The sequence below is a fragment of the Bradyrhizobium nanningense genome, assembly GCF_004114535.1.
GTDB lineage: Bacteria > Pseudomonadota > Alphaproteobacteria > Rhizobiales > Xanthobacteraceae > Bradyrhizobium > Bradyrhizobium nanningense.
In genome coordinates this window covers 368052-388305 of record NZ_LBJC01000020.1, presented here as the reverse complement: position 1 = coordinate 388305, position 20254 = coordinate 368052, and the positions used below count along the sequence as shown (strand labels likewise).

Annotated in this window: 18 protein-coding genes and 1 pseudogene; 6 read left to right on the top strand and 13 right to left on the bottom strand. The window is 63.7% G+C overall.

Annotated elements, in window-relative coordinates; translation table 11 throughout:
- Positions 1–32 precede the first annotated feature (32 nt).
- Genes fba through XH84_RS14740 form a run of 5 tightly spaced genes read right to left on the bottom strand, consistent with a single transcriptional unit; the run spans position 33 to position 6139 of the window.
- Positions 33–1118, bottom strand: a complete 1086-nt coding sequence (fba, locus tag XH84_RS14760) for a class II fructose-bisphosphate aldolase (protein WP_128916724.1) — start codon at positions 1116–1118, stop codon at positions 33–35.
- Between the two features lie 32 nt (positions 1119–1150).
- Positions 1151–2158, bottom strand: a complete 1008-nt coding sequence (gap, locus tag XH84_RS14755; protein ID WP_128916723.1) for a type I glyceraldehyde-3-phosphate dehydrogenase — start codon at positions 2156–2158, stop codon at positions 1151–1153.
- Positions 2155–4185, bottom strand: coding sequence for a transketolase (gene tkt / locus XH84_RS14750; RefSeq protein WP_128916722.1), 2031 nt, complete (start codon positions 4183–4185; stop codon positions 2155–2157). Before tkt ends, gap begins: the two co-directional genes overlap by 4 nt.
- A gap of 28 nt (positions 4186–4213) precedes the next feature.
- Entirely contained in the window at positions 4214–5089 is an 876-nt protein-coding gene (locus tag XH84_RS14745; RefSeq protein ID WP_128916721.1) for a phosphoribulokinase, read from the bottom strand.
- Between the two features lie 12 nt (positions 5090–5101).
- Positions 5102–6139: a class 1 fructose-bisphosphatase gene (locus XH84_RS14740; RefSeq protein ID WP_128916720.1), complete on the bottom strand. Its 1038-nt coding sequence runs from the start codon at positions 6137–6139 to the stop codon at positions 5102–5104.
- 120 nt (positions 6140–6259) lie between these two features.
- Between XH84_RS14740 and XH84_RS14735 the strand changes: the two genes are divergently transcribed.
- Complete coding sequence (locus XH84_RS14735) at positions 6260–7237, top strand: LysR family transcriptional regulator (protein ID WP_128916719.1); 978 nt, start codon at positions 6260–6262, stop codon at positions 7235–7237.
- A gap of 242 nt (positions 7238–7479) precedes the next feature.
- On the opposite strand, the gene XH84_RS14730 is transcribed toward XH84_RS14735, so the two are convergent.
- From XH84_RS14730 to XH84_RS14720, 3 genes are all read right to left on the bottom strand, one after another.
- Positions 7480–7677: a hypothetical protein gene (locus XH84_RS14730; protein WP_128916718.1), complete on the bottom strand. Its 198-nt coding sequence runs from the start codon at positions 7675–7677 to the stop codon at positions 7480–7482.
- A gap of 150 nt (positions 7678–7827) precedes the next feature.
- Positions 7828–8247, bottom strand: a complete 420-nt coding sequence (locus XH84_RS14725) for a DUF4118 domain-containing protein (RefSeq protein WP_128916717.1) — start codon at positions 8245–8247, stop codon at positions 7828–7830.
- Between the two features lie 681 nt (positions 8248–8928).
- Positions 8929–9885: an N-carbamoyl-D-amino-acid hydrolase gene (locus XH84_RS14720; protein ID WP_128916716.1), complete on the bottom strand. Its 957-nt coding sequence runs from the start codon at positions 9883–9885 to the stop codon at positions 8929–8931.
- A 272-nt stretch (positions 9886–10157) separates the two neighbouring features.
- Here XH84_RS14720 and XH84_RS14715 point away from each other — a divergent pair, with 272 nt between their 5' ends.
- Positions 10158–10382 carry a hypothetical protein gene (locus tag XH84_RS14715; RefSeq protein ID WP_128916715.1) on the top strand — a complete coding sequence of 75 codons (225 nt, stop codon included), beginning with the start codon at positions 10158–10160 and terminating at the stop codon, positions 10380–10382.
- 227 nt (positions 10383–10609) lie between these two features.
- Complete coding sequence (locus tag XH84_RS14710) at positions 10610–10936, top strand: hypothetical protein (protein WP_128916714.1); 327 nt, start codon at positions 10610–10612, stop codon at positions 10934–10936.
- Positions 10937–10967: 31 nt separating this feature from the next.
- On the opposite strand, the gene XH84_RS14705 is transcribed toward XH84_RS14710, so the two are convergent.
- From XH84_RS14705 to XH84_RS40785, 5 genes and pseudogenes are all read right to left on the bottom strand, one after another.
- Entirely contained in the window at positions 10968–12239 is a 1272-nt protein-coding gene (locus tag XH84_RS14705; protein WP_128916713.1) for an MFS transporter, read from the bottom strand.
- 283 nt (positions 12240–12522) lie between these two features.
- Positions 12523–13881 (bottom strand): sigma-54-dependent transcriptional regulator, encoded by a 1359-nt coding sequence (locus XH84_RS14700; protein ID WP_128916712.1) that lies wholly within the window; start codon positions 13879–13881, stop codon positions 12523–12525.
- Complete coding sequence (locus XH84_RS14695) at positions 13878–15665, bottom strand: ATP-binding protein (RefSeq protein ID WP_128916711.1); 1788 nt, start codon at positions 15663–15665, stop codon at positions 13878–13880. The genes XH84_RS14700 and XH84_RS14695 overlap by 4 nt, the downstream gene beginning before the upstream one ends.
- Positions 15666–16291: 626 nt before the next feature.
- A pseudogene (locus XH84_RS14690) lies at positions 16292–16695 on the bottom strand (hypothetical protein).
- Between the two features lie 18 nt (positions 16696–16713).
- Positions 16714–16935: a hypothetical protein gene (locus XH84_RS40785; protein ID WP_128948395.1), complete on the bottom strand. Its 222-nt coding sequence runs from the start codon at positions 16933–16935 to the stop codon at positions 16714–16716.
- Between the two features lie 820 nt (positions 16936–17755).
- Here XH84_RS40785 and XH84_RS14680 point away from each other — a divergent pair.
- The 3 genes from XH84_RS14680 (at position 17756) to XH84_RS14670 (ending at position 20240) form a co-directional block, all read left to right on the top strand.
- Complete coding sequence (locus XH84_RS14680) at positions 17756–18529, top strand: hypothetical protein (protein WP_128948394.1); 774 nt, start codon at positions 17756–17758, stop codon at positions 18527–18529.
- Positions 18516–19073, top strand: coding sequence for a type II toxin-antitoxin system VapC family toxin (locus XH84_RS14675; protein WP_128948393.1), 558 nt, complete (start codon positions 18516–18518; stop codon positions 19071–19073). Before XH84_RS14680 ends, XH84_RS14675 begins: the two co-directional genes overlap by 14 nt.
- 117 nt (positions 19074–19190) lie before the next feature.
- A complete protein-coding gene (locus XH84_RS14670; protein WP_128948392.1) occupies positions 19191–20240 on the top strand; it encodes a hypothetical protein in 1050 nt (349 codons plus the stop codon).
- Positions 20241–20254: the final 14 nt, after the last annotated feature.

Here is a 20254-nt window from a genome sequence, read left to right as displayed (position 1 = left end):
TCCTGTTCTTCTTCTCTGCTCTTTCTGATTGATCAGGCCGCAACCGGCTCGCGGGCGTCGACGCGCGGATCGAGCTCGCCCGCGTGATAGCGCCGTGCCATTTCGCTCAAGGGAATGACCTTGATCTTGCTCGCGTTGCCGGCCGTGCCGAACTGCTCGAAACGTTCGCGGCAAAGCTCGCGCATCGCATCCATCGCGGGCTTGAGGAATTTGCGCGGATCGAACTCCGAGCGCGTTTGCGCGGCGACCTGGCGGAACACCGCGGTCATCGCCAGCCGACAATCGGTGTCGATGTTGACCTTGCGTACGCCGCTCTTGATGCCACGGACGATCTCCTCGACCGGCACGCCCCAGGTCTGCGGCATCTCGCCGCCGAACTGGTTGAACATGTCCTGCAGCGGCTGCGGCACCGAGGAGGAGCCGTGCATCACCAGATGCGTGTTTGGCAGACGGCGGTGGATCTCCTCGACCACTCGCATCGCCAGGATGTCGCCGTCCGGCTTGCGGCTGAACTTGTAGGCGCCGTGCGAGGTACCCATCGCGATGGCGAGCGCATCGACCTTGGTGGCCTGGACGAAGTCGACCGCCTGGTCGGGATCGGTCAAGAGCTGGTCATGACTGACCTTGCCCTCGACCCCGTGACCATCTTCCTGCTCGCCGCCGCCGTGCTCCAGCGAGCCGAGCACGCCGAGCTCGCCTTCGACGGAGGCGCCGACCCAATGGGCGAGATCGACGACGCGGCGGGTGATCGCGACATTGTAGTCGTAATCGGCCGCCGTCTTGGCATCGGCTTTGAGCGAGCCGTCCATCATGACGGACGTGAAGCCGTGGGCGATCGCGGACGCGCAGGTCGCTTCGTCATTGCCGTGATCCTGGTGCATGCAAAGCGGGATGTCCGGATAGGTCCGCTCCAGCGCGTCGATCATGTGCGAGAGCATGAGATCGCCGGCGTAGCTGCGCGCGCCGCGCGAGGCCTGGATGATCACGGGCGCATCGACCTCGGCGGCTGCCTGCATGATCGCGATGCCCTGCTCCATGTTGTTGATGTTGAATGCCGGCACCGCGTAGCCATGAGACGCGGCGTGGTCGAGCAATTGTCGAAGGGTAATACGTGCCAAGGGAATTCTCCGTTTCCTGTCTTTCCGTCAGCTCAGATCAGCCGGCCCATCGCAGCGGCGGTGTCGGCCATGCGGTTGGAAAAGCCCCATTCGTTGTCGTAACAGCTCATGACCCGCACCAGATTGCCGTCCATGACTTTGGTCTGGTCGAGATGCACGATGCTCGAGCGCGGATCGTGGTTGAAGTCGGTGGAGACATTCGGCGCGTCGGTCGCTCCCAGAATGTCCTTCAACCGTCCCTTGGCAGCTGCCTGAACCGCCTCGTTGACCTCCTTCGCGCTCGTTGCGCGCCTGGCGACGAACTTGAAATCGACCACCGAAACGTTCGGCGTCGGCACACGGATCGCCACACCGTCGAGCTTGCCCTTCAGGGCCGGCAGCACCAGCCCCACCGCCTTGGCCGCACCGGTCGTGGTCGGGATCATCGACAGCGCCGCGGCGCGGGCGCGATAGAGGTCCTTGTGAAACGTATCGAGCGTCGGTTGGTCGCCGGTGTAAGAGTGGATCGTGGTCATGAAGCCCTTCTCGATCCCGACGGCCTCGTCCAGCACCTGCGCGAGCGGCGCGAGGCAGTCGGTCGAGCACGAGGCATTGGAGACCACGATGTGATCACCGGTCAGCGCGAGATGGTTGACACCGAATACGACGGTGAGATCGACCTCGCTCGCCGGCGCCGAGACCAGCACGCGCTTTGCGCCGGCCTCAAGATGCGCGGCGGCCTTCTCCCGCGAGGTGAACAAGCCCGTGCATTCCAATGCGATGTCGATGCCGAGCGCACGATGCGGCAGCTGCGCCGGATCTTTGATCGCAGTCACCTTGATCGGACCGCCTCCGATATCGATCGTATCGCCGTCGACTTTGACGTCGCCCGGAAAGCGGCCATGGACCGAGTCGAAGCGCAACAGATGCGCATTGGTCTCGACCGAACCGAGATCGTTGATCGCGACCACCTCGATATCGTTGCGGCGGGACTCGACGATCGCACGCAGCACGTTGCGACCGATCCGGCCAAACCCGTTGATGGCGACACGCAAGCTCATGCTGATTTTCCCTGGTTCCGACGTGCGACGGAGCGCCTGGCCGCCTCTGCAATACTCTGCGGCGTGATGCCGAATTCGCGATACAGCACCGGCGCCGGCGCCGAGGCGCCGAAGCCGCGCATGCCGACGAATTCGCCCTCGGCGCCGAGCCAGCGATGCCAATCACCGGCGACGGCCGCCTCGATTCCGACGCGCGGCGCGGTGCCGAGCACCGTGGCGCGGTAATCGTCCGGCTGCTCCTCGAACAGGGCGAAGCAGGGTGCGGACACCACGGCTGCACGGATGTACTCAGTCGCAAGCAAGCGAGCGGCTTCCAAGGCAATCGACACTTCCGAGCCGGTCGCAATCAGCGTCACGTCGCGGCCGCCGTCCGGCGAGACGACGAGATAGGCGCCGCGTGACACACGGTTTCTGCCGCGCGCATCGCTGCGGAAGGTCGGCAGCGCCTGCCGCGACAGGCACAGCACGGACGGACGGTTCTCGGAGCTGAGCGCGCAGTCCCAGGCCTCGAGTGTCTCCACCGCGTCGGCGGGACGGAACACCAGAAGATTCGGAATGACGCGCAGCGAGGCGAGATGCTCGACCGGCTGGTGCGTCGGGCCGTCCTCGCCGAGGCCGATCGAGTCGTGGGTCATCACGTGGATGACCCGCAGCCGCATCAGCGCCGCAAGGCGGATCGCGGGCCGGCTGTAATCGGAGAACGCCAGGAAGGTGCCGCCATAGGGAATGAAGCCGCCATGGAGCGCGAGGCCGTTCATCGCGGCGGCCATGCCGTGCTCGCGGATGCCGTAGTGGATGTAGTCGCCGGCGAAAGCGCCGCGCTTGACGGGAGCTTGCGCCTTGGCGTGCGTGAGGTTCGAATGCGTCAGGTCCGCGGAGCCGCCGACCAAACCGGCAATCGTCCCGGCGATGCCATCGAGCACCTGTTGCGAGGCCTGCCGTGTCGCGAGCTTCGGACGTTCGCTAGCAAAGCGCTCCCGTAATTTCGCGGCGGCCAGCGCATAGGCGGCAGGCAGAGCGACGGCCTTGCCCTCGACGAACAGATCGCGCTGCTCGGGTGTCGCGCGTTCATAGCGATCGAGCCAGGCGAGCCGATCGACTTGTCCGCGCTGCCCGATCATCCGCCATGCCTTTAGCACCGGCATCGGCACCACGAAGGGTTGATAGTCCCAGCCGAGCGCCCGCCGCGCTGCCGCGGCCTGCTCGATCCCAAGCGGCGCACCATGGGCCTTCTCCGTGCCTTGCCGATCCGGCGCGCCGTAGCCGATGATGGTGCGGCAGGCGATCAGCGACGGTTTTGCAGTCTCCCGCTCCTCTGCGATCGCCTGCGCAATCGCTTCGGGATCGTGCCCGTCGATGCTGCGTACCGACCAGCCAGAGGCGGCGAAACGCGCGAGCTGATCGTCGGACGTGGCCAGCGAGGTCGGTCCGTCGATCGAGATCCCGTTGTCGTCGAACAGCACGATCAGTCGGCCGAGCCCGAGATGGCCGGCGAGCGAGATCGCCTCCTGGCTGAGGCCTTCCATGAGACAGCCGTCGCCGGCGATCACATAAGTGAAGTGATCGACGAGGCCGTCGCCATGCCGCGCATTGGCCATCCGTTCGGCGAGCGCCATGCCGACCGCGGTTGCGATCCCCTGCCCCAGCGGCCCTGTCGTGGTCTCCACGCCCGGCGTATGGCCGTATTCCGGATGGCCCGGCGTCTTCGAGCCCCATTGCCGGAAGGCCTTGATATCGTCGAGGCTGACGTCGCCGCCGGTCAGATGCAGCAGGGCATAGAGCAGCATCGAGCCATGACCGGCCGACAGCACGAAGCGATCGCGGTCCGGCCAATTGGGATGCGCCGAGTCGAATTTCAGGAAGCGCGAGAACAGTACGGTCGCGACATCGGCCATGCCCATGGGCAGGCCGGGATGGCCCGACTGCGACGTCTCGATGGCATCGACCGCGAGGAAGCGGACGGCGTTCGCGAGATCATTGTGCGCGACCGCATTGAGGTCGGCTTCGGCATGAACCGAGATGTTCATCGGATCCTCCCATTGTCGTTGGTTTTCGTCACTTCAGGTTCCGCTTGCGCTCGATGAGCTGCATGATCAGCGGCGTCAGGATCAGCTGCATCGCGAGATCGAGCTTCGCGCCGGGGCAGACGATGGAATTCGCGCGCGACATCCAGCTCTGCGGCAGCATCGACAGCAGATAAGGGAAGTCGATGCCGCGCGGGTTCTTGAAGCGGATCACCACCATCGATTCGTCCGGCGTCGGGATCCAGCGCGCGACGAACGGATTGGAGGTGTCCACCGTCGGCACGCGCTGGAAGTTGATGTCGGTCTCGGTAAATTGCGGGCAGATGTAGTGGATGTAGTCGGGCATCCGCCGCAGGATGGTGTCGGTGACCGCCTCGGTCGAATAGCCGCGCGCGCTGCGATCGCGATGCAGCTTCTGGATCCATTCGAGATTGATGACCGGAACGACGCCGATCTTGAGGTCGGCATAGCGCGCGACATTGACCTTGTCGGTAACCACGGCGCCGTGCAGGCCCTCGTAGAACAACAGGTCCGAGTTCTCCGGCAGCTTCTCCCAATCGGTGAATGTGCCGGGCGCCACGCCGTGCAGCGCCGATTCCTCGGCGTCGTGAACATAGTGCCGCGTCACCGCCGTGCCGGTCTCGCCATAATCTCGGAACGCACGCTCCAGCTCCTCGAACAGGTTGGTCTCGGGGCTGAAATGGCTGAAATGCTTGTTGCCTCGATCAGCCTCCTTGGCCATCTGCGCGCGCATCTCGGCGCGGTCGTAGCGGTGGAAGGCGTCACCCTCGATGTAGGCCGCGTTGACCTTCTCGCGGAAAAAAATCTGCTCGAACGTCTTCTTCACCGAGGTGGTGCCGGCGCCGGAGGAGCCGGTGATCGAGATGATCGGATGCTTCCTGGACATGGGACGCCTCGCTCACAACCGGAAGAAGCCGCGCCGCGCGAACAGCGGTGCGGAGACGCTGGCGACCAGCAGCGGATCGCAATGCAGCTCCTCGACGCGGCGCACCTCGTTGCTTGAGCCCATGATCAGCGGCACGCGCTGGTGCAGGCTCTGCGCTGAGAGGTCGAGGATGCGCTCGCGTCCCGTCGTGGCGGAGCCGCCGGCCTGCTCGATGATCATCGCCATCGGGTGCGCCTCGTAAGTCAGGCGCAAGCGGCCGTCGCCGTAGCCGGGACGCGCGTCGGAAGGGTAGAGGAAGATGCCGCCGCGGGTGAGGATGCGATAGGCCTCGGCAACCAGCGAGCCGACCCAGCGCATGTTGAAATCGTGGTTGGCGGGCCCATCGACGCCGGCGAGACATTCGTCGATGAAGGCACGCACCGGCGGATCCCAGTGCCTACGGTTCGACGAATTGATCGCGAATTCCTCGCAGGCCTCGGCGATCTGCACGCCGCTGCGCGTGAGGCGGAAGCAGCCCGCCTTGCGGTCGAGCGTGAAGATGTCGACGCCCTCGCCGAGCGTCAGCACCAGGGAGGTCTGCGGACCGTAGGTGACGAAGCCCGCCGCGAGCTGCGCCGAGCCGCGCTGATGGAAGGCGAGCGTCAGGTCGTCCGGGGCGGGCAGGATCGAGAAGATCGTGCCCACGGTCATGTTGATGTCGATGTTGGAGGAGCCGTCGAGCGGATCAATCGCGATGCAGATCTTTGCCTCGCGATCGCCGATCTGAGCCTCGCGCATCTCTTCCGAGGCGAGCGCTGCGATCGGCATCTTGCTGAGGCAGCGGCGCAGGATCGCATCGGCCTGCACGTCGAGGTCGCGCTGGAGGTCGCCGTCGCTGTTGCGGCCGGTGGTCAGGCCGGAGGCGTCCGCAAGATCGCCCGCGGCGATGAGGTCGGCGATCTCGATGGCTGCCGCCGCGATGGCATCGACCGCGGCTGCCACGGCCAGCGCATGCGGCGCGGTCTCGGAATACCGTTGAAGGTGATCGTCCAGCCTGAGTTGCCCGGTCATCTGCGTCCATCCCCTTTGCCGGCGCCGCCTCCAATTGCCTCCCCGCTGGAGGTTGGTGCGATCAGTCCCGGCATCAGGAGATTGACAGGGGCGGCTTAATAAGGAAAATTTCTATTCATAATGAGCGTCAAAGAATTTTCTTATAATGGCCCCAGCCATGCGGCGGCTCAGCTCCGGCATCTGACGATCCGGCAGCTGCGCTCGCTTGCGGCGCTCTCGGTCAAGGGCAGCGTGACGGCGGCCTCCGGGCATCTCGGGCTGACCCAGCCGGCCGTGACCCAGCAGCTGCGGCAGCTTCAGGATCTCGCCGGCCTGCCGCTGGTGCAGCGGACCGGCGACGGCATGCTGCTGACCGAGGCGGGCAAGGAGGTGCTGACGCTGGCCGAGCGGGTCGAGGCCGCCATCATGGACTGTCAGGGCGCGCTTGACCTGCTCGCGGGCCGGACCGGCGGCACCGTGCATCTCGGCGCGGTCTCGACCGCGAAATATTTCGTGCCGCATGCGATCGCGGCGTTCTCCAAGCGGTACCCCAAGATCGAGATCAAGCTCGCCATCGGTAATCGCGAGGAGATCCGCGAGGCCATGCACGGCTACGACCTCGATTTCGCGGTGATGGGTCGGCCACCGGCCGACGTCTCCGTCGACGTCCGCCAGCTCGGGCGCAACCCGCACATCATCGTCGCGCGCAAGGGGCACTGGCTGGAGAAGGATTCCGGCCTCAACCTGACCGATCTCGTGCACGAAACCTTCCTCACCCGCGAGCCCGGCTCGGGCACGCGGACGCTGATGGAGGGCATGTTCCAGAAGTCCGACCTCGAGCCGATCATCGGCATGGAGATGAGCAGCAACGAAACCATCAAGCAGGCGGTCATCGCCGGGCTCGGCATCGCCTTCATCTCGGCCCACACGGTGGCGCATGAGCTCGCCGAGGGCCGGCTCGTCGTGCTCGACGTCGCGGGCCTGCCGATCGTGCGGCAATGGTACGTGATCCGCCGCAGCGACAAGGTACTGCTGCCGCCGGCGCAGGCGATGTTCGATTTTCTGGGCTCGGAAGGGTCGAACTACCTGCCCGACGTGCCCGAGTTCGGCGGAGGATAATCCGCCGGCGCTCAGCTCATCAGCTTCATCGCGACGGTGGCCGCCAGGATCACGATGATCTGGAGCAGGCGCTCCGTCGTGAAGATGCGGTTGAAGGTGGTCATTGCTTGCCCCGGCCGGCGTGAAGGAGATTTCGATCGGCCCGTTGCTAGCACAGGCGCCGCGCGAGACAACTCCGTAATTGCCACGAGGGCGATCGCGCCTGCGGCGGGCCGGTTCACGGCTGCGCCGGTCGTTAACGATCAGGCTGCGAGCGGAGCGGCGTAGTCCGTGCGCAACGCGAAATAGGCTTCCAGCTCCGACAGCGCCCGCGCTTCCCACTCCCGCGCCTGCTCCAGCAGCGACCAGCTCTGGCCCGGGCGGAATGCAGCGGTCTGGCGATAGAGCGATGCGATGCCGCGATAGCGTCGCACGTTCTCCAAGATGGCGTGACCGTTCATGTCCGAAAACTCCCTCGTCATTCCCGCGGGAGAAATTGCGGTCAAATCTTTTTCGAAAAGTTAGCGGCGCGCGACAAGCTCGCGGATGGTTGCCGGACTGTTGCGCGCACGCAACGCGCAACGTCGTGCCAGGACGATCTCGATAGCGATTTATTGCGGATTCGTTGCCGCGCTCTCGCCCGGGGGATTCAGCCCGCCACGGCGGATGATCCTGATCGTCTCGCGGCAAAGATCGGCAAGGCCGATCAGCAGCACGGCGAGCAGGCAGAACAGGTTGATGGAATCGGTATTTGCGCTGGATAGCGCGTTGAATTCGAAGAAGGGCGGAATGAATGCCCACCACACCAGCGGAACGGTGAACAGCGCGGCGAACACCGCCGCCGGCGCGCCCGCTATCAGGCCGAGCACGAACAGGGCGGGCAGGAACACTGCAAAATACAGCTTTGCGCCGAGCGCGACGCAGATGCCCTGAAGCACAGCCGACACAGCGACAACGACGCATCCAAGCAGAAACGCCTGCCACGACCACGGCCGTACCCGCGGTACGCCAAACAGCCCCGCACGCTTCATCAGTCTCCCCCTGCTGCCCGTTAACCGGGTCCGATTGAGACGAAAGTACTACAGCGGCAGGCAAACCGCGAGATGGAAATTGCACCCCCACGGGATTGGTAAACGAGCCGCAAAGCACCACTCCGGGAGGCCTGCAGGCTGGCTCGGGTGCGCGTGTCCCGGACAAGCTGCAACGCGTTGAGCGTTGCGGCGCAGAGCCGGGACCCAGGGCGACACGGCACAATGCGGATGGATGGGCCCCGGCTCTGCAGCGCACCACCCCGGACGATGCTTCGCATCGCCGGGCCGCTGCACCTGCGTCCGAGGCACGAGAGCGGAGTGGGACGCAGGCGTTCTCCGCGCCGTCATTGCGAGGAGCTCGCGACAAAATTGGCTGGCAATCGCGGCGCGTTTCGCCCGAGGTTTGATTGATCACCCCGCCCTCAAAGCCAAGAGCAACTGTGCTGGAGTTAGACCGGTGAGCGGCCAGGCTCAAGGCTGGCGCTGGCGCGCCCCCGCCTTCGGCGGCTAACGGCCTTGACCCCGTCCGCTCACCGGTCTGTTGGCTTTGCAAGCGCTCGGTCGGAGACGAGCGCCTCAGGGTGACGGAACCGTAGCCCGGATGAGCGCAGCGACATCCGGGTCTGCGCAAGCACTGTCCCGGGTATCGCTGCGCTCACCCGGGCTACCAAGAAGAGATCATCACCTCACTCGCACCGGCGTTCCATCCGCCATCGTCGTCACACCCTTCCGCTCCACGATCATCCCATAGGCGCGCGGCTGGCGGTGGACGTCGAAATTGAAGGTGGTGCGCTTGTAGGAATTGCAGAGGTCGAGATCGCAGCGGGCGAGCGCGAGCTCGTCGCCCTTGGTCGTGCACCGCGCGATGATTTCGCCCGAAGGCGCGATGACGCAGCTGCCGCCGATGTGGTCCACGCCCTCCTCGACGCCGGCCTTGGCGACGCCGACCACGAAGGTGCCGTTCTGATAGGCGCCGGCCTGCATGACCAGATGGTTGTGGAACAGCGAGAGATCGTCATGCTCGGGCGCGGGCGGATTGTGCACCGGCGTGTTGTAGCCGATCATCACCATCTCGACGCCCTGCAGGCCCATCACCCGATAGGTCTCGCTCCAGCGGCGATCATTGCAGATCGCCATGCCCATTACGCCGCCGAAGGCATCGACGACACCGAAGCCGCTGCCCGGCTCGAAATAGCGCTTCTCCAGATGCTGAAATTTTCGCCACGGCTCATGCTCGGCATGGCCTGGCAGATGGACCTTGCGATATCTGGCGACGATGGCGCCGTTCTTGTCGACGAGAATGGAGGTGTTGTAGCGCCTGACAATTCCGGCTTCGACCGTCAACTCGGCATAGCCGAGGGTGAAGCCGATGCCGGTCGCGCGCGCAAGGTCGAACAGGGCCTGCGTCTCCGGGCCCGGCATCTCGCGCTCGAAGAAGCCGTCGATCTCGGCTTGATCCTCGAAATACCAGCGCGGGAAAAACGTCGTCAGCGCAAGCTCGGGATAGACGATCAGGTCGCAGCCGCAAGCCTTCGCCTCGCGCATCAAGGCCATCAGCCGGGCCACGACCTGGGTCCTGCTCTCGGTCCTGGCGATCGGGCCAAGCTGGCCGGCTGCAACAGTCACAAATCTCGCCACGCGTCATTCCTTCGTTTCCGAGTGCGTCGGGTCTGAGCCTATCGAGCGGCGCACCGCATGCACAGGCCGGCTTCCCCATCGTCCTGACGGGACACAATCAAATTCCATGCCTATGGGTATCATCGTGCGGCGCCGCGCGATCATTCGCGAAAGTCCGGGAACTTCGTTGCGGATATGCAACGGTTCCCCACCGTCTGAAGCCGGACAAAACAAACTCCCATTCCGGCCACGAACCGCTCTCACAAGGCCGTGAGACTATCAGGGGAACGGCGATGCGTGCACAACGCGTTTGGAAAGTGAACGGGGATGCCAGCATCGGGCAGCTCCAATCCAGACTGGACGATCTGAACAAGCGTCTGGGTCAGCTCGAAAGCCAGCATCCGGAGAGCTGGAAGCTCGAAGAGCTGAGAGCGAGCGCGCTCAGCCTGTCGCGCGAGATCGACGACATCCGCTGCGCCGAGGCGACGGCGGCCTTGAGCGAGCTGCTGCGGAAATAATCAGCACACGGCGAGTTCGTCGATTCGGGGCGCTGAAGGAACCAACGTCACGTGCCGCCATTTCCATGAGAGCATGGAGCACGATCATGACCAGGCACCTGACAAGAGCCCATCTCGCGCGCGGCGTGGCCGGCGCGGTGTCCACGCTGGTCCTGTGCGCGACGGCCGCCTTCGCCCTCGCGCGCCACTTCGCGTTGTGAAGAATTTGGCGCTGTGAGGGATTTCACATGACGTCCGATCCCGAGGAGCAGGTGAGGCTGCAAGGTTTTGGCGAAATGACGTTGCGCACGGCCGTCGCGACACTGATGCAGCTCGCGCCGCGCGAGCGCGCGGAGGCCGCGATCTTCCGCGTGCGCGACGACGTGCGGCTGGCGTCGAGCGAAGTTGCCGAGCTCGCATCACACTGGGGCATCGCGCCGGCGCCGAACGTGCGATCGCCAAGACTGGTCCCCGAGCAGCACTGGCCGGACGTCCTTCGCGGCATGGTCCGCGAGGCGCCCCTGCCGGCACTGATGGTGGCGTTTCTGGTGGGGGTGTTGGTGGCGAGGCGGTGAGAAGATCCACCGCCCGCTGGACGTCCCCGCCCTATTCGTGACGGTCCATTGCAGACGTCGCCTTGGTGTCGCGCATCGTCAGATAGACCAGCAGCGAAACCGCGATGCAGCCGGTCAGATACCAGTAGAACCAGCTTTCGTGACCGATGGACTTGAACCACAACGCGATCGATTCGGCGGTGCCGCCGAAGATCGAGACGGTCAGCGCATAGGGCACGCCGACGCCCGTCGCGCGCACGCTGGTCGGAAACAGTTCCGCCTTCACCACCGCATTGATCGCGGTATAGCCTGATACGATCATCCAGGCAGCGGCAATCAGCAGGAAGGCGGAAAATGCATCGTGCGTGGCCTGCAGCGTCGTCAACAGGGGGATGGTGAACAGCGTGCCGGACACGCCGAAGCCGATCAGCAGCCATTTGCGCCCGATGCGGTCGGAGATCGCACCGTAAACCGGTTGCAGCACCATCGCGAAGACGAGGCTTCCTGCCGTCACCATGGTGGTCTGGTCGTCGGTCAGCTTCACCGAGAGGCGAAGGAATTTCTGCATGTAGGTGGTGTAGGTATAGAAGGCCGCCGTACCGCCCATCGTCAGTCCCACCACCAGCATCAGCTCGCGCGGATAGTTCAGCAACGCGCGGATCGAGCTGGATTTCTTCACCGCGGCCTGGCTGCTCTTGAAGGCATCGGTTTCGTGCAGATTGCTGCGCATCAAGGCCGCGACGACGGCGAGAACGGCGCCGAACGCAAACGGCACGCGCCAGCCCCAGGCGCGGATTTCGTCAGTCGACAGAAAGACTTTCTGCAACAGAAGCAGCACGAGGATGGCGCAGAGCTGGCCGCCGATCAGGGTCACGTACTGAAAGCTGGAGTAGAAGCCGCGGTTCTTCTCGTCGGCGACTTCGCTGATATAGGTGGCGCTGGTGCCGTATTCGCCGCCGAGACTCAGCCCCTGCAGCACCCGCGCCAGGCCGAGGATGACAGGAGCGGCCAGGCCGATCGAAGCATAAGTCGGCGTCACCGCGATGATCAGCGAACCGAAGCACATCATCACGACCGACAGTGTCAGTGCATTGCGCCGGCCATAGCGATCAGCGAGATGGCCGAACAGCCAGCCACCGAGCGGACGTACCAGGAAGCCCGCCGCAAACAGCAACGCCGCGTTGAGCTGCTGCACCACCTCGTCGCCATCAGGGAAGAACGCCTTGGCGAAATAGAGGGAGAACGCCGCATAGGCGTAGAAATCGTACCACTCGACGAGATTGCCGACCGAGCCGACGAAGATCGCGCGCAACCGGCGCTTCATGTCGCTGACATCGGCACGCGATTCCCTGAGGGGCGCTCCGACAGTCTGAATTGAGGCTTCCTGTGAACTCACGACGTCCTCCGCAGATTTATTGGAAAACCGGATGGTTTCGGCACGCCTTCAGCAACGGCTGTGCCAATCGCGTGCGGAGTGCGGAAACGCGGAGAATTGCCGGGAACTGCGCGGATTCTGGAGGAATACGGCCTCTCGAGGGCCAAAACATCGGCAGGAATCCGCCGACGCGAATGTCCGCATCGGCGGATTTCCGCCGATCGCCGCCGGCTCAGGACTCCTTGCGGCCGGGCCGTGTCAGCGCGTATTTCGCCATCTTCTCGTTCAACGTTCGGCGTGGCACGCCGAGATCCTCGGTGACGGCAGCGATCGACCAGTCATGCTCGCGCAAGGCAGCCTCGATCAGCGCGCGCTCATAGGCCGCAACACGGTTGGCGAGCGACCGCTGCGGCGCTCCCGGTTCGCCGCGCCGAAGGATCTCGGCAACGCTGCGGCCGGTCGCGACCAGTCCCAGCGCATAACGTTCGGCAACGTTCTTCAGCTCGCGCACATTGCCGGGCCAGTCATGTGCAAGCAGCGCGTCGAGATCGTCCGCCCGCAGCGGCGACATCGTGCGGCCCGCGCCCTTGGCGGCAGCGGCGGCAAAATGCTCGAACAGCAGCAGGACATCATTGTCGCGCTCGCGCAGCGCCGGCAGGCGGATCTCCGCCGCGGCAAGACGGAAGTAAAGATCGGAGCGGAAACGTCCCTGGCGGCTGTCCGCCGCGAGATCGCCCTTGGCAGCCGCGATGATCCGAACGTCGATGGGCAGGAGCTTGTTGGACCCGACCCGCTCGATCGCGCGCTCTTGGAGCGCCCGCAGGATCTTGGCCTGGAACGGAAGCGGCATGCTTTCGATCTCGTCGAGCAGCAGCGTGCCGCCGCTGGCGTGTTCGAACTTTCCGATGCGGGCGCCACGGGCGCCGGTGAAGGCACCGGCCTCGTGGCCGAACAATTCGCTTTCGAACAATTCGGCCGGAATCGCGGCGCAGTTCACGGCGACGAAAGGCGCCTTCGCGCGCGGTCCGAAATCGTGCAACGCGCGCGCCACGACCTCCTTGCCGGTTCCGGTCTCGCCCGTGACGATCACGTCGCGATCGTGACCGGCGAGCTCGAGCACGCTGGCGCGCACCGCGGCCATCGGCTTCGACAGGCCGATCAGGCGGGCATCGATCGCGCCAGGAGCGGCGAGACGATCGGCGAGCTGGCTGAGCTGCACTTTCAACCGCCGCCGCTCGATTGCGCGGGTGATGACCGCCGAAAGCAGTTCGGGATCGTGAGGCTTCTGCAGGAAGTCGTAGGCGCCCTCCCGCATCGCAGCCACGGCCAGCGGCACGTCGCCATGCGCGGTCAGGAGCACCACGGGAATATCAGGGTCGGCGCGATGAATGTCACCCATCAATTCGAGCCCGGATCGGTGCGGCATGCGAAAATCGGTCAGCACGGCCTCGGGCGGAGCTTCCTTCACGAGGCGAATGGCCTCGTCCGCGCCGGCGGCAACCCGGACCGTGAAGCCGCCGAGCTCCAGCCATTGCCGCACCGAATTGCGGACGATCTCCTCATCGTCGACGACGAGCACGGAACCGCTCACGCCTGCAATTCCCGATGTTCCGGGGCCGGCGCGGCATCCATGACCGGAATGACGACCTTGAAGGTCGAGCCCCTGCCGGGCGCGCTGTCCACCAAGATATTTCCTCCGAACTCCCTGACGATTCCGTACGAAATCGAAAGCCCGAGGCCAAGCCCCTCGCCGATCTCCTTGGTGGTGAAGAACGGGTCGAACAGCGATTTGATGTGCTCGGGCGCAATGCCGGCACCGGTATCGCTGATCTCGATCACGGCGCTGTCGCCCCGCCGGCCGAGCGCGACCTCGAGCACCCGCCGCTCGGAATCGCGCATCGCGTCGATCGCATTCGACAACAGGTTGACGATCACCTGCTCGAGCCGGATCGGATTGGCAAGACTATGCAGCGGCTCGGCGGGCGCAGTGCGCACCATCTCGATATGCTCGTTGTTGATCCGGTATTGCAGCAGGCGAACCGCATTGTCGATGACAGGCGCGAGCTCGACGGCGCTGCGTGTGCCGGTCTCCTTGCGCGCGAACATCCGTAAGTGATCGATCAGCGCCATCATGCGTTCGGCGATCGAAGACATCAGATCGAGGTTGGCGGCGGCACGATCGACCTCGTTGCGACGGAGCAGGACGCGACTGCTCGCGACATAGGTGATCAGCGCCGCGAGCGGCTGGTTGATCTCGTGCGCGACACCGGCGAGCGCCTGACCGAGGCTCGCGAGCTTGGCGCTCTGCACGAGACTTTCGAGGGTGCGGCGCAGCTCTTCCGTGCGTTCGGCCACGCGCCGCTCGAGAACGTCATGCGCCTCGAGCTTCGTCCTGACGGCCTGCCGCCGCTGATAGGCAACCAGCACGACCAGCAGCGAAGCGACGAGAGCGAGGACGCCCGCGATCGCAACAGTCGCCGCACTGCGCCGTGCATCCGCGACGTCCGAGAACAGCAGCAGCTTCCAGCCCTGGTCATGCGGATGGACCTGAAGTGCGTATTCGCCGAGCTCCACATTGCCGCTGCCGCGCGCGCGACCGATCTGAACGCGCTGCCGGTCCCGCTCGGGCACGAAGACCGGAGCTGCATCGATCGCCTGACCGAATTGCTGCACGGCGTTCAATTCAGCAAGCCGCTCGGCGGGGACCGGGAGCAGCGGACGATATTTCCAGTCCTCGCGGCTGGCGAGGAAGATCACGCCGTTTTCGTCCTCCATCGCCACGAGGTCGCCGGCCCGCGCCCAGTCGGCCTCGAGCGCGCTGAGATCGATCTTGACCACGGCGACCCCGAGGGTTTTGCCGCCCTCCACGATCCGGTGCGACAGGAAATAGCCGGGCTGTCCCGTGGTGGCGCCGACGGCGTAGTAATGGCCCTCGCCGGTTCGCATCGCATCGACGAAATAGGCGCGGAAGGCGTAATTGTGTCCGACGAAGCTCGAATCCTGGTCGAAATTGCTCGCCGCCAGCGCAAGGCCTGTGCTGTCGAGAACATACAGCTCGGCAGATCGCGCGCCCTGGTTGAGCGATTTGAGGTAGCGATTGGCGGCGGCAGTCGCGGCCGCATCGTGGGGATCGCGGTAGAGCTCGCGGATGGGATCGGCGAGCGACAGGACCGCCGGCAAATAGCGATAGCGCGCGACCGTCGCGTCGAAGGTGCTGGCGATCAGCGCGAGCCGGTCCTTGGCCTCCCGCTGCATGCGCGCAAACCCGGCATCCAGGGCAAGAACGTAGGTCAGCCAGCCCACCGCCGCGATCGCCGCGAGCGCAAGGGCGCCCATCAGCGTTTGCCGCAGCAGGGCTGGACGAGGAGGTTGCATCTGCGCTCCGGATCGGGACGATATCGCTAGGTATCACATCGCGCGACCGGCGCCGCGGCGGATAACGGGGCTTGCCAAGGGAACGCCGAGCCGTCCGTTCATTGGTGGACAGCCAACGGGAGCGGCCGCAAAGCCATGCCGCCGCGACAAGCCGCCCTGCCCGGCCAAATCCGCCGTGGACCCGCCCCGAAAATCGTTGCAGAAAGGCGCTCCGAGGTGCCGGCGGCCGGTCGGCCAAGCCTCTGGAAAACGTCGACTTTTGGAAGAATGGTCGGAGTGGCAGGATTCGAACCTGCGACCCCTGCGTCCCGAACGCAGCGTATATCCTCTAAGTTATTGATTTTTCTCGGCATGGCGTCCGTTTTCGACACGCTTTGTTCACGGTCGTTTCGCCTAATTCGTTGCGATTTCGTTGCGGCCGTTCTCGCCGAGAACGGCGCCCACTGGGTTCGGATTTTTGCCTGGGGTTGCGGGTATCCGGTTCTTGGAGTTTCACCGGGTCCGAAGGCGAAGACCAGCACACCCCTGAGCAATCTCCTTCGCGCGGGCCCTGTATATGCGGTCTATTGGCACCGTCGCACTGAGCTATAGTCGAGATGCGCCAGGCTTCTTCTGAAAGGACGCTGCTAGGAAGCGTTCGCCCTCGCCCATTCGCGCGCCTCGCGCCGGCGCTCGCGACGTTCGCGCCGCCGCCTGGCCCGTTCGGCGGGCTGCGGGAGCGGTGGCACTGGCGCATCCTCTTGCTCGGCCGGTCCCGACTCCATCGGCGGCTCGGCGGCGGGGCGGTCTCCATGAATTCCAGCACGACGCGCCCCTTGGCGGTGATCTTCCGGCCGCCGTCTTCGCGCTCAATGAGGCCTTGCGAAAAGATGTCGAGTTCCGGAATGCGCTCAGCCATCCGCTTGGTGCGATTGGCCCAATCGCGACCGCTGGTCGCCAAGATCGCCATGTCGCGCTTGAGGTCGGCCATCACGGCAAATCCGCCCGGGTAGCTCACCAGGATCTTTAGTACCGTGACCTGGAAATTCACCCCCGCCCCCTCGGCCGGTCAGCGCCACATCGTCGGCGCTTGCGAGAGAGCTTGGCGAACAAACTGCTTGAGGCGGTCCGGCGATGTGTCGCCTCTGGTCGCAGCTTCCAGAATTTTCGACGCCACGTGGGTACGGGCTCCGGTCTCGGCCCGGAAGACTTTTTCACAGACCTCGTCCAGAACCGCGCGCAAAAGCGCGGTGGTGGGGAACCCCCAGAAGAAAAAACTATCGTAACGCAATCGCGGCGGCGTCGAATTTAAGAGTGTTCAAAATCTCGCGAACTCTACACCACGGCTTGGACTTGGCAATAACAGCGCGAGCAACATGAGATGATAGCCATGCGAGCAACATGAGATGATAGCCATATTCCCCCGCCTCCGGATGTTCCGTTCTCCTCCGGAGAACTGCGGTGTGCGCTAGTGAATACACCTAGGCGCCTGTTCCTCGCGGACTGACCATCGCCGGGTCCGGTGCCATCGAGCCGCTGCCGTCGGGAGGCTTCGCCTCGGCCATCTCTTTTCAGGTCCGGAGCCTTCTCGACCAGGCCATCCGCGACGTCAGGGTCGGTGGAGCGTGTAAATGCAGGCTGGCCCTGCAGTCGTTGCCCTCTGCCAAATCGCCCAAGAGCCCAAGACTTCGCACTGTTCGTTGACCTGGATCGGCTTGTATTGTTTCGTCGCGACATGGACCAGCCAATCTTCGCTTCCGCACACGTGCCAATCGCCGTAATCGATGCACCGGTGATGTATCTCGCGGTCGGCAAATTCGGTAAGGCTTTCAAGGCTTCCTGCCCGGCTCCAGGATCAGGACAGAGGTGCGGCCAGAGTCGTTCCTGACCGTCGGGGGTTCGAGTCAGTGGAGCGCTACGAACGGTCCCCCACCCAATTCGAACCATTGTTTTCAAAGACTTACCGGGCGGCCTGACTTAAGTACCCCGCGTCCGGCCTGGCGCAGGGCGATTGCGCGCCCTGCTCTACTTTCGTCGGTTCGCGCCCGCATTGGTAGTAATATTAAGGCGGCTCTGCTTTACTGGCCTGCGCCCCTTAAGAGTTGACGCCGATGGCAAAGCCTCCGAACAAAGCGACCCGCCCGCACGGCAGCGAATATCAATTCAGGATTGACGCCTATAGCCCGGCAACCATGCCGATGGGACGGCTAGCTCAGTACATGGCAGAATTAGCAACGCTACTTGGCGAGCGGGACGCGGTGCACTTTCGAGGCCTCACAAAGGGCAGCACGATCCTAAACGCGCGTGTTGACCGGGAGGCCATGCCGAAGGTCCGCGCACGCGTGGTAGCCGTACGCGCGGGGGATGCTAGCGGAGACACCCTCCGGGCCTTCAACAGCCTGAACAAGCTTCTTAAGGCCGACAACGCGGTCGGCGTGCTGCGAGACGCCGCGCCCCGTGGGGTTATTATCCGCTTCCCCGGGCGCGAGGCGGTGGAGGATAGATTCACCGTCAAACAGCAAGGCTCGATTGACGGCATTGTCACCGGCATTCGCGGCAAAGACAGCTCCATCCACATAACGCTGCAATCCGAAACTCAACAGATAAGCGGCTGCGAAACCACACGCGCCATAGCCAAACAGCTCGGGGCTAAGCTCTTCGAGCCTGTGCGACTGTTCGGCAAGGGCAAGTGGACTCGCGATGCGGACGGCACTTGGACACTTGAGAGCTTCCGGGTGGAGAGCTTTGAAGCTCTCCGCGAGACTCAGCTTACCGACGCGCTCGCGGCTCTACGCGACATTCCCACCGAATGGGGAGACGACGCATATCAAGAGCTGATCGATATGCGAAAGGGACCGGGAGGCAGCAAGAATGGTGGTCATTGACTCCACGAATCTCTTGCTGTTGCTGCGCCCAGGTACCCGCATTCCGAATGGAGCGGACGGCGCGCCCATCACCCGCCCTCGGGATAGAATCCAGTACTTGGTGCACCGACTGAGTCAGGACAAATCGAAAATCATCATACCGACGCCCGCGCTCAGCGAGGCCCTAGTCACAGCCGGGCCGGAAGCCTCTCAGAAAATCGTAGAGGACTTGCAGAAGTACGCCGTGTTCGCAATCGAGCCATTTGATACCCGCGCTGCTTTGGAAGCCGCAGCGATGCTGCGCACAGCGCTCGCAAACGGGAATAAGCGAGGGCCAACAAAAGCCCCTTGGCAGAAGGTGAAAGTCGACCGTCAGATTGTTGCCATCGCGAGGGTTCACGGCGCGACCGAAATTTACTCCGACGATGGAGACGTTGCCGCGCTCGGGGCGCTCGCGAAGATCAAGGTCATTAGCTTGTCTGATTTACCCCTGCCGCCTGAAAAGGCTCAGCTCAGTTTAGAACTCGAACCGGCCGCTGATCGCGCGACAACCGCCGAAGATTAAGGCCTCGCGGACCAGCCATAAGAACAAACGAATTCGCTTGATGGCGCGGGCGAAGCTGAGAAGCAACTGCGCCGCGAGATTGTAGCTTGAATTGAATGCGGGGGCTGATCGTCTACCATGGCATTGAGCACGGAAGAGATAATCGAAGGAGCTTTTTTGGAAGTCTGCCCACCGTCAGAGGCAGTCGAGTGGCTGAAACGAAGGCGAGAGAGCGCGAGCAAAACGCCGCTTCTCATGCGCGACGACAACAAGCACCAAGAAGAAATCCTCTACCTCCGCAATGACGCATTCATTGAGTTCGGCCTAGCCCGTTACGGCGTTAACGCAGGCGTCGCGCAACGAATATACGAACGGGAACACCGGGGCATCCGTTGCACGCTCCTAGCTAGTTTTCCAAGCGGTGGGTTTGACCCCTTTGGTGATCGATTTTTACTTCACGCTTCTTTGCCTACTGACACCCAGGAGCTTTGCGCGCTATTTTCGAATTCAACATTAAGCGACAGCATCCTCGAAAAACTTCTCGAACGAAAATCCCCCTTCGATTCATTGAGCGATGAAACGTTCGAGTCGGCCATCATCGCACTCGCAAAAAATCCCCGCATGTCCACTCCGTACGATGAAACATATTTGGACGGATACAGCGATTATTCGTATCACAAGGTCTTTTCCTGCGCGTGGCAGCTAGCAGCAACAGTCCCCGTTACACCCCGGTGGGCGAGTGTCTTGTACTACCTCTTGAACGCATGCCATCCCGCGCGTGGTGTGGACCCAACAGCGATGATTAGGCGCTGGTACTTTTCAACCGAAAGCGCCGATCAAGTGGACGCGGGATACTTTCTACGCTCGCGGCTAGCTGACTTGCTGAAGGCGGACGAAGCGCTACTTGGCGCCCGTGATCCGGCTCTACGGTCTTCCTTTTATCGCCGCTTCAGGCCGACCGACTTCCCGTCGTGGTCCAAGTTCGCGGACTCAGACCGAGAGCACTTCTTGGATTCTGCTCTCCACAATCATAATCTTTGGCGAGCTGAGAGCGACCGAGAAACGCTGAGCCAGCTAAGCTGGAACCACCCAGACCCTCAATCAGACTTGATGATGGTCAATCAATTTCGAGCGGTTGAAGGACGCATGCGGCAGCAACACCCCGACTGGTTTAACGGGGACGAGTGAACAGCGCGCGTGGA

Coding starts and splice junctions, on each gene's coding strand:
- XH84_RS14715 (WP_128916715.1), top strand. CDS start 10,158: ATGCGTGCACAACGCGTTTGGAAAGTGAACGGGGATGCCAGCATCGGG.
- XH84_RS14740 (WP_128916720.1), bottom strand. CDS start 6,139: ATGACCGGGCAACTCAGGCTGGACGATCACCTTCAACGGTATTCCGAG.
- XH84_RS14725 (WP_128916717.1), bottom strand. CDS start 8,247: ATGAAGCGTGCGGGGCTGTTTGGCGTACCGCGGGTACGGCCGTGGTCG.
- gap (WP_128916723.1), bottom strand. CDS start 2,158: ATGAGCTTGCGTGTCGCCATCAACGGGTTTGGCCGGATCGGTCGCAAC.
- XH84_RS14680 (WP_128948394.1), top strand. CDS start 17,756: ATGGCAAAGCCTCCGAACAAAGCGACCCGCCCGCACGGCAGCGAATAT.
- XH84_RS14705 (WP_128916713.1), bottom strand. CDS start 12,239: ATGAAGCGCCGGTTGCGCGCGATCTTCGTCGGCTCGGTCGGCAATCTC.
- XH84_RS14670 (WP_128948392.1), top strand. CDS start 19,191: ATGGCATTGAGCACGGAAGAGATAATCGAAGGAGCTTTTTTGGAAGTC.
- XH84_RS14745 (WP_128916721.1), bottom strand. CDS start 5,089: ATGTCCAGGAAGCATCCGATCATCTCGATCACCGGCTCCTCCGGCGCC.
- XH84_RS14710 (WP_128916714.1), top strand. CDS start 10,610: ATGACGTCCGATCCCGAGGAGCAGGTGAGGCTGCAAGGTTTTGGCGAA.
- tkt (WP_128916722.1), bottom strand. CDS start 4,185: ATGAACATCTCGGTTCATGCCGAAGCCGACCTCAATGCGGTCGCGCAC.
- XH84_RS14695 (WP_128916711.1), bottom strand. CDS start 15,665: ATGCAACCTCCTCGTCCAGCCCTGCTGCGGCAAACGCTGATGGGCGCC.
- XH84_RS14730 (WP_128916718.1), bottom strand. CDS start 7,677: ATGAACGGTCACGCCATCTTGGAGAACGTGCGACGCTATCGCGGCATC.
- XH84_RS14675 (WP_128948393.1), top strand. CDS start 18,516: ATGGTGGTCATTGACTCCACGAATCTCTTGCTGTTGCTGCGCCCAGGT.
- XH84_RS14735 (WP_128916719.1), top strand. CDS start 6,260: ATGAGCGTCAAAGAATTTTCTTATAATGGCCCCAGCCATGCGGCGGCT.